At 37.7% G+C, this 11,803-nt stretch carries 16 protein-coding genes; 7 read left to right on the top strand and 9 right to left on the bottom strand.

Translation table 11 applies throughout. The features are described 5' to 3' along the window. Positions 1–258 precede the first annotated feature (258 nt). The 5 genes from JYB62_RS19485 to JYB62_RS19465 are packed head-to-tail and all read left to right on the top strand — an operon-like array spanning position 259 to position 4,488. Positions 259–1,500 (top strand): dihydroorotase, encoded by a 1,242-nt coding sequence (locus JYB62_RS19485; protein ID WP_205647065.1) that lies wholly within the window; start codon positions 259–261, stop codon positions 1,498–1,500. Beyond that, positions 1,493–2,005 carry a DUF4199 domain-containing protein gene (locus JYB62_RS19480; protein ID WP_205647064.1) on the top strand — a complete coding sequence of 171 codons (513 nt, stop codon included), beginning with the start codon at positions 1,493–1,495 and terminating at the stop codon, positions 2,003–2,005. Before JYB62_RS19485 ends, JYB62_RS19480 begins: the two co-directional genes overlap by 8 nt. Before the next feature lie 6 nt (positions 2,006–2,011). Continuing rightward, entirely contained in the window at positions 2,012–2,560 is a 549-nt protein-coding gene (locus JYB62_RS19475; RefSeq protein WP_205647063.1) for a DUF4199 domain-containing protein, read from the top strand. A gap of 3 nt (positions 2,561–2,563) precedes the next feature. Next, a complete protein-coding gene (locus JYB62_RS19470) occupies positions 2,564–3,526 on the top strand; it encodes a glycosyltransferase family 2 protein (RefSeq protein ID WP_205647062.1) in 963 nt (320 codons plus the stop codon). Then, a complete protein-coding gene (locus tag JYB62_RS19465) occupies positions 3,526–4,488 on the top strand; it encodes a glycosyltransferase (protein ID WP_205647061.1) in 963 nt (320 codons plus the stop codon). Before JYB62_RS19470 ends, JYB62_RS19465 begins: the two co-directional genes overlap by 1 nt. Here JYB62_RS19465 and JYB62_RS19460 read toward each other — a convergent pair. After that, on the bottom strand, positions 4,485–5,249 hold the full coding sequence (locus JYB62_RS19460; protein WP_205647060.1) for a class I SAM-dependent methyltransferase: 765 nt from the start codon (positions 5,247–5,249) through the stop codon (positions 4,485–4,487). The genes JYB62_RS19465 and JYB62_RS19460 overlap by 4 nt on opposite strands. Positions 5,250–5,424: 175 nt before the next feature. Here JYB62_RS19460 and JYB62_RS19455 point away from each other — a divergent pair, with 175 nt between their 5' ends. Further along, entirely contained in the window at positions 5,425–6,915 is a 1,491-nt protein-coding gene (locus tag JYB62_RS19455; protein WP_205647059.1) for a TolC family protein, read from the top strand. Between the two features lies 1 nt (position 6,916). Here the strand turns inward: JYB62_RS19455 and JYB62_RS19450 are convergent, their stop codons facing one another. The 8 genes from JYB62_RS19450 to JYB62_RS19415 all read right to left on the bottom strand — a co-directional run bounded on the left by JYB62_RS19450 (position 6,917) and on the right by JYB62_RS19415 (position 10,491). Further along, positions 6,917–7,078, bottom strand: a complete 162-nt coding sequence (locus JYB62_RS19450) for an Arc family DNA-binding protein (protein WP_205647058.1) — start codon at positions 7,076–7,078, stop codon at positions 6,917–6,919. Next, entirely contained in the window at positions 7,071–7,568 is a 498-nt protein-coding gene (locus tag JYB62_RS19445; RefSeq protein ID WP_205647057.1) for a hypothetical protein, read from the bottom strand. The genes JYB62_RS19450 and JYB62_RS19445 overlap by 8 nt, the downstream gene beginning before the upstream one ends. Positions 7,569–7,570: 2 nt before the next feature. Then, on the bottom strand, positions 7,571–8,419 hold the full coding sequence (locus tag JYB62_RS19440) for an SPFH domain-containing protein (protein WP_205647056.1): 849 nt from the start codon (positions 8,417–8,419) through the stop codon (positions 7,571–7,573). 119 nt (positions 8,420–8,538) lie between these two features. Continuing rightward, the gene (gene ftsY / locus JYB62_RS19435) at positions 8,539–9,495 is read right to left on the bottom strand and encodes a signal recognition particle-docking protein FtsY (protein WP_207758656.1); all 957 of its coding nucleotides are present in this window, start codon (positions 9,493–9,495) and stop codon (positions 8,539–8,541) included. An 89-nt stretch (positions 9,496–9,584) separates the two neighbouring features. After that, a complete protein-coding gene (locus tag JYB62_RS19430) occupies positions 9,585–9,737 on the bottom strand; it encodes a DUF4295 domain-containing protein (protein ID WP_074226188.1) in 153 nt (50 codons plus the stop codon). A gap of 36 nt (positions 9,738–9,773) precedes the next feature. Next, a complete protein-coding gene (gene rpmG / locus JYB62_RS19425; protein ID WP_014020702.1) occupies positions 9,774–9,956 on the bottom strand; it encodes a 50S ribosomal protein L33 in 183 nt (60 codons plus the stop codon). Between the two features lie 31 nt (positions 9,957–9,987). Then, complete coding sequence (rpmB, locus tag JYB62_RS19420; RefSeq protein WP_074226189.1) at positions 9,988–10,230, bottom strand: 50S ribosomal protein L28; 243 nt, start codon at positions 10,228–10,230, stop codon at positions 9,988–9,990. A 102-nt stretch (positions 10,231–10,332) separates the two neighbouring features. After that, on the bottom strand, positions 10,333–10,491 hold the full coding sequence (locus JYB62_RS19415) for a DUF5522 domain-containing protein (RefSeq protein ID WP_205647055.1): 159 nt from the start codon (positions 10,489–10,491) through the stop codon (positions 10,333–10,335). A 74-nt stretch (positions 10,492–10,565) separates the two neighbouring features. On the opposite strand from JYB62_RS19415, the gene rocD reads away from it, so the two are divergent. Continuing rightward, positions 10,566–11,801 (top strand): ornithine--oxo-acid transaminase, encoded by a 1,236-nt coding sequence (gene rocD, locus JYB62_RS19410; RefSeq protein ID WP_205647054.1) that lies wholly within the window; start codon positions 10,566–10,568, stop codon positions 11,799–11,801. Positions 11,802–11,803 lie beyond the last annotated feature (2 nt).

The raw sequence follows: 11,803 nt of genomic DNA, 5'->3' as shown, positions 1-11,803 counted from the left end.
GCTTTTGTGTTTTCAGCCCCACAGGGAGCAAAACCCATCCCTTCCCTTTTACCTAGCCAGCTATCCAGCTGGCTTTTTTTGTTGTTACTCTTCTCTTCTAGTCCTCAGGATTCTCATGTCTCGAACCTTGTATAGCTAGCTTCTAACTAAATACGGGTAGTGACTCCGCTCAACGCAGAAGTTTTTGTTTAATACAATTCAATTTCTATTTTTCATTTTTAGAATATTGTTGCAGTTTTGTAGCAAAGAAAAAAGTTCATGTCAATTCTATTTCAAGGATTAAAATTGATAACTCCTTCAGGAGTTCAAAAAGCCCAGGATTTTATTTTTCACGACGGTGAACTCCTTCCCGCATCAGATCAAAATAACATACAACCCACAGAAGTAATAGATGCTTCTGCAATGATGGTGTCCCAAGGTTGGGTAGATCTAAGATGTATGGTAGGAGATCCAGGTTTTGAATACAAAGAAACGGTGGAATCTCTTTGTGAGACGTTGATGAGCAGTGGGTTTTCTTCTGCCGTGTTGTTACCTAATACCAATCCTGTAATTCAAAGTAAAAATGAAGTAGATTTTGTACTAAACAAGGCAAAAAAATATCCATTGAATATTTTGGTGCAAGGAGCAGTGACGAAGAATAATGAAGGAGAAGATCTGACCGAAATATTAGACATGTATCATCAATCTGGTGTGACCATATTTGGTGAAGGTACCAAAACACTGGCTAATGGTGATCGATACATGAAAATCCTTCAGTATCTACAGAAATTTAACGGAGTTCTTTTTGACCATGCGTATGATCCTTTATTGGCTATTTTTGGTCAAATGCATGAGGGTGAAAACTCTACCATGCTGGGGATGAAAGGAATCCCAAGCTTAGCAGAAGACGTTGCCATTCAAAGAAATTTGGAAATATTGAATTACACTGGAGGGAAGGTTCACTTCCAGACTGTCAGTACAGCTAAGGGTGTGGACTTAATTAGAAAAGGCAAGGCTCAGGGATTAAACATTTCCTGTGATGTATCCATATACCAATTGCTCTTTACAGATAAAGACCTGATGACTTTTGATGCTAATTACAAAGTTAGACCTCCTTTTAGAGGTGAATCAGATAGACAAGCATTAATAGAAGGTTTAAAAGATGGAACCATTGACGCACTGGTTTCTAATCACCGTCCTCAAGATTTCGATTCCAAGTTTATGGAATTTGACTTGGCATCTTTTGGGATGGTGGGCCTACAAACATTTTTACCTGCGTTGGTGAAACTACAAGACGAACTGACATGGCCATTATTGATTGAAAAAATGACAACTGGTCCACTTTCTATCATTGATGAAGAGAATAAAGCATGGACGATCTTTGATCCAAATGAAAAATGGTTGTTTGATAGGAAATCCAATAAATCCAATTCTTTTAATTCCCCGTGGTTCGGTAAAGAGCTTACAGGAAAAGTTAAATATGTGATTCAGAAAGGAGAGTTAATCAAAGTCGATGAATAGGTATTTCAAATCTGCTTACCTATTTGGTGTGCTAGGAGGGGTTTTAGGTGTTATTTCCTTTATTACTCTTTCCTTTTTCAATGAAGATCCCACTACCTTAAATTTAATTTTTGGGTATGTAATTGTGCCTATTTCTATTTATTTGGCTTTACGGTATTTTAAGGATTACTCCAACCATGGTTATATATCTTTTGCAGAAGGAATGAGCGTAGGCTTTGTTGCGTATATGATTATCGCAATTCTTTCTTTTATTGGGATTTACCTGATTTTATCTTTCGACCCTACTCTTTTTGAGCTAATAAAGTCTTCTAAAATTGATACTTTAGTAACAAGTAAAGAAACGATCGTTTCTCAGGTAGGAGATAATTCCTACAAAGCAACACTTGAAAGCGTAAAGGCAATGAAGATTTCTGATGTCGCTCTAAATGATGCTATTTGGAAAATCGTACCGGGTCTTTTTTTTACTATTATTATTTCAATTATTTTGAGAAAAAACCCTAATTAGAAAATTATGGAAGAGCAACAATCTCCTTTTAAAGCGGCTATTCAACCAGGATTAACGATTGGCTTGATATCGCTTGCATTGACTTTTATTGCTTACTTTATTGATGCCACGTTATTAGGTTCCGCTTGGTTTGGTTTAATCGCTTTGGTAGTCTTTTTTGGATTGATCATCTATTTTGGTAGACAGTACAGGACTGAAATTGGTGGTTTTATGACTTTTGGGACTGCCTTTAATTTTAGCTTTATAGCCATTCTTATTTCCGGTATCATAAGTCTTATTGGACAGATTTTGCTTTTTCATGTAATAGACCCATCCTTACCAGGCGTTTTGGGTGACCTTGCATTTGAAAATAGTTTAAAAATGATGGAGAATTTTGGAGCTTCTCCTGACTCACTTCCTCCAGGTCAACTGGAAGAAATAAGAGAAAATACTACCAATCAATTTACCCTTAAAGGTCAATTGACCAGTTTTGGGATAGGGATTATTATCTACGCTATTATTGCATTAATTTTAGCTGCTATTCTCAAAAAAAGAGATAAGTCTCTGGATTATTAAAATATGCCTCAAATTTCCATAGTCGTTCCTGTATTTAACGAAGAGGAATCTCTCAATGAATTAACTCAATGGATTAGCCGTGTGATGGATGACCACGGCTTTTCTTATGAGATACTCTTTATCAACGATGGAAGTACGGATGACTCTTGGTCTGTCATTAATCGATTATCTGAAAAGAATGAATTTGTAAAGGGCTTAAATTTCACTAGGAATTATGGTAAGTCCGCGGCCTTGGATGCAGGATTTCAAAAAGTGTCCGGTGAGGTGGTAATTACAATGGATGCGGACCTGCAAGATAGTCCAGATGAAATCCCAGGATTATATACCTTGATCAAAGAAGGTGGTTTTGATGTAGTTTCCGGCTGGAAAAAAGAAAGGCATGATCCGATTACCAAAACGATACCTTCTAGGTTTTTTAATGCTGTCACAAGATGGATATCAGGAATTAAATTGCATGACTTTAATTGTGGGCTTAAAGCCTATCGACTAAAGGTCGTGAAGAATATTCATATCTATGGTGAAATGCATCGATACATTCCTCTGCTCGCAAAATGGAATGGCTATCCCAAGATCGGAGAAAAGATTGTTCAACACCAGGCTAGAAAATATGGGTATTCCAAGTTTGGTATTGAGCGCTTTCTCAATGGGTTTCTAGATTTAATTTCAGTTTCTTTTGTACATCGATACAAAAAGAAGCCCATGCACTTTTTTGGGTTATTAGGCTCTTTATCATTTTTCTCAGGCTTTGTAATTACCTGCTGGCTTATATTTCAAAAGGTCTATGGACTAAGTAAAGGGTTTGAGGTACGTGAAATTACCGAACAACCCCTGTTTTTCTTAGCATTGGTTGCATTAATTATAGGAGTTCAATTGTTTGTGACTGGATTTATTGCAGAGTTGATGACTTCTAATCAGTCCAAAGAAGCCGAATATAAAATAGACGAAGAGCTTAATTTTGATTACTGATGTTTTTCTCGGTTGTCATACCGGTGTATAACCGTCCTGAAGAACTTGCCGATCTATTATCAAGTTTAGTTCAACAGACAGAACAGGAATTTGAAGTGATTGTCATGGAAGATGGTTCTTCTATTACTTCAAAAAGTGTAATCGATCAGTACCAGAATAAACTTGATATCCATTATCATTTTGGAGAAAATCGAGGGCAAGGATTTGCCAGAAATGACGGGATGCGTTTGGCGAAAGGAGATTTTTTTGTGATTCTGGATTCTGATGTCCTATTGCCAAAAAACTACTTAGAGTTACTCAAAAAGGCGATTCAAGTTAGGGGTTTAGATGCTTTTGGAGGTCCTGATGCAGCTGATAGGGATTTCAATTCCTTACAGAAAGCAATGGATTTTGCTATGACCTCTTTTTGGACTACCGGAGGAATCAGAGGAAAATTAAAGGACCCTACAAAGTATCAAGCGAGAGGATTTAACATGGGGGTATCTCGTACTGTTTTCGAATCTACCAAGGGTTTTTTGGATCCAAATCAAGGAGAGGATATAGAATGGAGTATCCGAATTAAAAAGGAAGGGTTTCGATTGGAATTGGTGGAAGAGGCTTTTGTATACCATAAAAGGAAAAACACCTTAGTTTCCTTTTCTAAACAAGCATTTTCATTTGGCCGAAATAGAGTGAACGTCTCAAGGTTTCACCCAGATGCTATCAAATTGGTTCATTGGCTACCGAGTCTTTTTTTAATTTTTTTGACCAGTATGGTATTCACTGGGCTGTTCGAATTACCTGTTTTTCATATTCAATTGCTGTTGCTGGTCGGATGGTCCTTAGCTGTACTGATAGAATCAAGTATTCGTTATAAGTCCTTCTCAGTAGGTGGGCTTAGTTTAATTACCTCGATTATTCAATTATGTTCCTATGGTGCAGGCCTACTAGTTGAATGGGTTAAAAAACGAATTAAGGGTTAGTGGCCTTTTTTACAGACGAAAATGATCTCTTTTTCCGGCAACGCATTTTTTTTGATAATTCCTTCGGAGAGCTCTTTTACATAGTTGTTTTCTTCAATAACTAATCCTGATTTTCTTAGTCTTATTGCATAATCATTCCCATATTTTCTGACATGGTCCCGCTGACCAAAAACACGTTCTCTTTCAGCAGGGTCAGTGATACCGGCATCTTCGATAGTTTCAGGTAAATCGTAAACTGGGGATTGAATGATTCCCCATCCCTCATTTTTCAGTACTCTATTAATTTCGGAACAAGCCTTTATGTCATCTTTCACATGTTCCATCACATGATTACAAAATACCACATCAATGGAGTTGTCCTCAAAAGGAATTTGATGAACGTCCATTTTGACTTTTGCAAGTGGAGATTCAATATCGCCAGTAATATATTCCAGGTTTGGCAAAGCTTCGAATCGATTAATGAAACAATGTTCGGGCGCAATATGAAGGACTTTCAAAGGAGCAGAAAAGAAATTTGTCTTGTTTTGAAGGAATAACCACATCAAGCGGTGTCTTTCTAAAGCTAAGCAGTTAGGGCATAAAGCATTTTCCCTGGCCACTCTTCCATAAGGCAAGAATTTTTTATAGCTATGATTACATACAGGACAATTAACATCCGTTCCCTTATTGAGTTGGGTGAAAAACTTCATGACCAAAGGACTTACTTTTTGTAAAATAGGTCTTGGGATATACCGGATGACAAAACTGATGATGGGCTTCATTCTATTCGTATTAAGGCCGCAAGTTACTCAATGTTGTGGTAGTAGCCCAGATCTAACTTTTCTTTTAACTCTTTAGGAAGTTTTAGCATTTGAACCCAAAATGTCTTTTGCTTCCCATCAAACTATCATTATTTTAGTTGAGCGCTCTTAAAACCTGATTCTTTAAAACTTAGCTATGGACTTTCCCTTTTCCTCAAAATTAATCGTCTTTACTTTTTCTGCATTGACCTTCTTAATCTCCATTCCATCCAATGCTCAGGATTCAATTTCTTATTCATTGGAGGAAATGGTCCAAAGGGCCAAAGATCAGTCACCTGCTTCTTTAAGGGCTAAAACTAGGAGAGAAAACAGGTATTGGGGATATAGATATTTTAAGTCAAATTATAATCCACAACTTAGGCTTAATGGAAATATCCCTTCTTATTCTCAAGCTTTTAACAATGTGGAGCAACCTGATGGGTCCATCCAGTTTAGAGAGGTAAATCAAAACTTTATTGATGTTGGTTTAGGTTTACAACAAGTAATTGGGCCTACAGGAGGAACTGTCTCGGTGAATACTTCTACCAATCGATTTGATAACTTTTTAGCAGGAGACAATGAGGTTCAAACGAGTTGGTCTGGGATTCCTTTAAATGTAAATTTATCGCAGCCAATTTTCGCTTATAATCCTTATAAGTGGGATAAAAAGATTCAACCTTTATTATTTGAAGAAAGTAAGAGAGAATTCGTAGAAGAGGCTGAAAGGATTTCGATGATGGTCACGGAATTGTTTTTTGATTATTTAATCGCTCAAGTGAATTTTGATATTGCATCTAAAAATCTGTCCAACACCGAAAACATATATTCCATCGAGAAAAAGCGGTATGAAATAGGAGCCACTTTCGAGGATAAATTATTGCAAGTTGAGTTACAAACCTTACAAGCGAAACAGGATTTGGCTCAGGCTCAATTAGACCTAGAGCGATCTTCATTGGCAGTGAATTCTTACATAGGATTGAATCAAAATGCAAAGATTAAGTTGCTTTCTCCCAATGAGATCCCGGATTTTAATGTAGATATTGATGAGGCGATCAATTATGCTTTTCAGCATCGGTCTGAAGCCTTGGGGTTTGAAAGGAGAATGCTTGAATCGGAGGCGGATGTTGCCAATGCCAAAGGTCAAAGATTGGGTATGAATTTGAATGCGAGTTACGGATACAATAATGCGGCATTGACTTGGGGAGGGATTTACGAAAATCCCAATACGCAGGCATTGGTCAATTTAGGGATTTCAGTTCCTATATTGGATTGGGGTAGAAATAAGGCAAGGATGTCACAAGCATTGGCAAATCAACAATTGACCGAATATGAAGTGGAGCAGGAGAGGATTAATTTTGAACAAGAGATTTTCACAAAAGTCAGGAATTTTTTGATGATTCGAGATCGGATTGAAGTAACCAAAAAATCAGATGAAGTAGCCGAAAAAAGATACCAAATTGCCTTAAATAGGTATCAAACGGGGAATGTGACTATATCTGATTTGAATATTGCCCAAAATGAAAAAGACACCAATAAAAGGGCGTTCTTCAGTTCTTTGAAGGATTTTTGGATAGCCTATTATGAACTTCGAGCCTTAACCTTATATGACTTTGAAAATGAACAACTGCTTTACCAGCCAGAGCTTTAGTCTACTCTTTATCTTTGGGTAGACGCCCCGCTTTTTTTAAAGCCTCTCGGATAATCCATTCAAGTTGGCCATTGGTACTTCTGAACTCATCGGTAGCCCATTTTTCTACAGCTTTCATCATGTTTTCATCTAAGCGTAAGGCAAATGGTTTTTTCTTAGGCATGTTCTCCCTCCCTCCAGTTTTCTAGAAATACCTCCAGTTCTTTCCGTTTGGAGGTTCCAAGTAATATCTTTTTGCTCTCACCAGCATCGATTAATAGTCCTTCGTCTCCGAGGATATTATAGAGTTTAGTGGACTTATTTCCTTTTATTCCCCAACCGCCATAATCAAAAAGTGGGTTGAATGTGATGACCTTGACGGAAGAAATCTGATTTTTTGGGATTGACCTCCATTGTTGGATAAAAGGAAAATATCTATAATGTATTCCTGTATGATCAATTCTGGTTTCTAAAGATATATTGAGCAATAAGGCAAAACTGAGTGCGATTACTATAAATACCACAGCAAGTGCTATCCCTGCTTCCTGACGATCCTCTGAAGTGAAGAAAAGTACCAACATTAAAATTAATGTAGGTACTTCTGTAAGGAGGATCAAATACATGACCCAACTTCCTCTATAGGATTGTGTCTCTTTGAAAATCTGGTAACTCATGGTTATTGATTCAAGGTGCCAACATTTAGGACTGGGCTAGCGCTCTTATCGGAGCAAAGTACTACCATCAAATTGGAAACCATTACAGCCTTTTTCTCCTCATCAAATTCAATGATGTCTTTGATTTTTAAATCTTCCAATGCCATTTCAACCATTCCTACTGCACCTTCTACTATTTTTTGTCTAGCAGCTACAATGGCAGTGGCTTGTTGTCTTTGAAGCATGGCTGAGGCAATTTCGGAGGAATACGCCAAATGGGATATTCTGGCTTCAATCACTTTTATTCCTGCATGGTTCAACCGTTCTATGATTTCAGCTTCCAGCGAATGATTTACCTCTTCTACTCCAGAGCGCAACGTAACCTCAGCTTCTTCATCCTCAAAATTATCATAGGGGTAAAGACCTGCCATCTTTCTGACAGCAGCATCTGTTTGAAGGTGAACAAAATTCTCATAGTCGTCCACATCAAATGTAGCCTTAAAGGTGTCTTCCACTTGCCATACTACGATCGTTCCGATCATAACAGGATTACCAATCTTGTCATTTACCTTGAGGGGCTTGTTTTCAAAGTTTCGTACTCTCAAAGAAATTTTCTTTTTAGTCATGAATGGGTTGACCCAGAAAAATCCATTTGCTTTGACAGTTCCCTTGTACTCTCCAAATAGGAGTAAAACCATAGCTTTATTTGGTTCCACGATGAAATACCCAGGTATGATCATAATGGCAAGAAAAGTTGCGATCACTCCCGGGATTGGAAGGTAATTGATAAAAGATATTATTGAGCCTGCAATTAAGGCCAGATCCAATAGGATAAATATATATCCAGACGAAGGTTTTTTAGTTATTTCCATTTCATTATGATGTTAAAATGATATCATATTAAATTACGATAAAATTATTAAAATGGTTATAGTTGGAACAAAAAAAACCTCAGATAGTTCTGAGGTTGAATGAGATAAGGATGGGGATGCTATTTTTTTGTAAAGAGTGAATCGACAAATTCTTTTCTGTTGAACAATTGTAAATCGGTCATTTTTTCTCCTACTCCGATGTATTTTACTGGGATTTTAAATTGGTCAGAAATACCAATTACGACTCCTCCTTTTGCGGTACCATCCAGTTTTGTGACCGCCAGGGAAGTAATCTCAGTAACTTTGGTGAATTCTTTAGCTTGAATAAAGGCATTTTGTCCGGTGGAGCCATCCAATACCAATAAAATCTCGTGAGGTGCATCCGGAATAAACTTTTGCATTACACGCTTAATCTTTCCCAATTCATTCATCAAATTGACTTTGGTATGTAGTCTGCCAGCGGTGTCAATAATTACTACATCTGCTTGACTGTCTACTCCTTTTTTTACTGCATCAAAAGCTACTGAGGCAGGATCTGTATTCATTCCATGTGAAATGACAGGTACACCCACTCGTTCACCCCATAACATCAATTGATCAACTGCTGCAGCTCTAAAAGTATCTGCGGCACCAAGAACCACGGATTTCCCAGCTGATTTAAAAAGGTTGGCGAGCTTACCAATGGTTGTGGTCTTTCCGACTCCATTGACTCCAACTACCATGATCACATAGGGTTTCTTTCCTTCAGGAATTTCGAAATCCAATAAATCTTGCGTGTTGTTTTCTTCTAGCAGGCCAGAAATTTCTTCCTTAAGAATCTTATCGAGTTCCTCTGTATTGACGTATTTATCCCTAGCTACTCGCTCTTCAATTCTTCGAATAACTTTGATAGTGGTGTCGACTCCGACATCAGAGGTAATGAGGATTTCTTCCAATTCATCTAAAATCTCCTCATCTACTTTTGACTTTCCAACTACTGCTTTGCTGAGTTTGGAAAAGATGTTTTCGCTAGATTTCTGTAAGCCTTGATCCAGGCTTTCTTTCTTGTCTTTAGAAAAGAAACCAAAAATTCCCATAGTGATTGTTTTAAAAACGGAATATAACGAAAAAGTCCCTGCTGACCTTTGACCAGAGGGACTTAAATGCATGAAGATGCACTAGGCAATTATTTGCTTAAAGTTTCCTGTACCGAGGTGGAAGGAACCATTTCTTCTCTGAATGTATAAGCACCAGTCTTATCAGACTTTACAGCTCTGATGACCTTAGCGTATGTTACACCGTCTTTTTTCTTCAGGGTTGCTACTACTTTCTTAGCCATATCTTTTTCGTTTTACAGGAATAATCCTGAGCTGATTTACTTAATTTCTTTATGAACAGTAACCTTCTTCAGAATTGGGTTGAATTTTTTCAACTCCAATCTTTCAGTAGTATTCTTTCTGTTCTTGGTAGTGATGTATCTTGAAGTACCTGGCATGCCTGAAGTCTTATGCTCCGTGCATTCCAAAATCACTTGTACTCTGTTTCCTTTCTTAGCCATCTTCGTGTTAATTTTAAGGTCGTGACTTTGATTATCTGATTACGATCATGCCAGAATCCTGAGCTTCTTTCAAAACTGCAGAGATACCTTTTTTGTTGATAGTCTTCAATGCCTTAGTGCACACTTTAAGTGTGATCCATGCGTCTTCTTCTGGAACGTAGAAAGTCTTCTTGTGAAGATTTGGATAAAATCTACGCTTCGTTTTGTTGTTTGCATGGGACACGTTGTTTCCTACGCGAGGTCTTTTTCCGGTAATGTCACAAACTTTTGCCATGATATAGTATCGTAATTTGTATGCGTTTCTGTAATGAGTCTGCAAATATCGGAACTTTTTGGGAATTAACAACAAAGGGATTTAAAATTATTCCCTTTTAATTCAACCTTTTGTATAAGGGCAGTGTTTACACCCATTTCCGCAGCAGTATCCTCTTTTCAAGTGATAGTGTTTTGTGAATACCATCAAGCCTTCTTCATTGAAATAATAATCTTTTGAAGTTAAAGTAGGGGTGTTTTGAGTGTTCTTTTCTGGTTTCATGCCTAGAGGTACAGCCAATTATCCTATTTTTGCTGATAAGAGTTCACAATTCAGAATACAAAAATAAGAAAAACATGCAGACAATCACATCTAGCTCTCAGGCAATTGAATTAGAAGAGAAATATGGTGCTCATAATTATCATCCATTACCTGTTGTTTTGGCCAAAGGCGAAGGTGTTTTCCTTTGGGATGTGGAAGGAAAAAAATATTATGATTTTCTTTCTGCTTATTCAGCCGTTAACCAAGGGCATTGTCATCCAAGAATTAAAAATGCGATGATTGAACAAGCAGGGATTTTGACTCTTACTTCCAGGGCATTTCATAATGATGTCTTGGGTCCATTTGAAAAATACCTTACGGAGTTTTTTGGGTATGACAAGGTGTTACCGATGAACACGGGAGCAGAAGGAGTGGAGACTGCCATTAAAATCGCTAGAAAATGGGGTTATGAGCGCAAAGGGGTGAATGAGCAGCAAGCTAAAATCATTGTGGCAGAGAATAACTTTCATGGTAGAACGACCACGATTATTTCATTTTCAAACGATGAAACGGCAAGAAAAAACTTTGGGCCATACACTCCAGGTTTTATTAAAGTCCCTTATGATGATATTGATGCATTAAAAGCAGCACTTCAGGATCCTGATGTGGTTGCTTTTTTAGTGGAGCCAATTCAAGGAGAGGCCGGGGTATACGTGCCTTCTGCTGGATACCTGAGAAACGCCAAAGATGCTTGTGCGGATAAGCAGGTTTTATTTATAGCAGATGAAATTCAAACTGGAGTTGCAAGAACAGGTAAGATGCTGGCTGTAGATCATGAAAATGTTCGTCCCGACATGGTTATTTTAGGGAAAGCGATTTCTGGTGGATTTTATCCTGTTTCGGCAGTATTGGCCGATGATGAAGTCATGAATGTCATCAAGCCGGGGCAGCACGGCTCCACCTATGGAGGCAATCCTTTAGGAACTAAAGTGGCTATGGCGGCTTTAGATGTGGTGAAAGATGAAAGGTTGGCTGAAAATGCGGAGAAACTCGGTATAGTTTTCCGTAATAGAATGCAAAAACTGGTTGAAAAATCAGATTTAGTGAAACTTGTTAGAGGAAAGGGTTTGTTGAATGCGGTAGTAATCAATGATACTGAAGAAAGCTCTACTGCATGGGATATTTGCATTGCACTAAAGAATAATGGACTATTGGCAAAACCTACTCATGGAAATATTATTCGTTTTGCACCTCCATTAGTAATGACGGAAGAGCAGATTCATGAATGTTGTGACATCATCGAGAAAACAATTACCGATTTCAAGAAATAACT

Origin of the sequence: Algoriphagus lutimaris, from assembly GCF_017051705.1 — a bacterium.
GTDB classification, from domain to species: Bacteria; Bacteroidota; Bacteroidia; order Cytophagales; family Cyclobacteriaceae; genus Algoriphagus; species Algoriphagus lutimaris.
The sequence above is the reverse complement of the archived record's forward strand: the minus strand, read 5'-3'. Positions and strand labels throughout refer to the sequence as shown.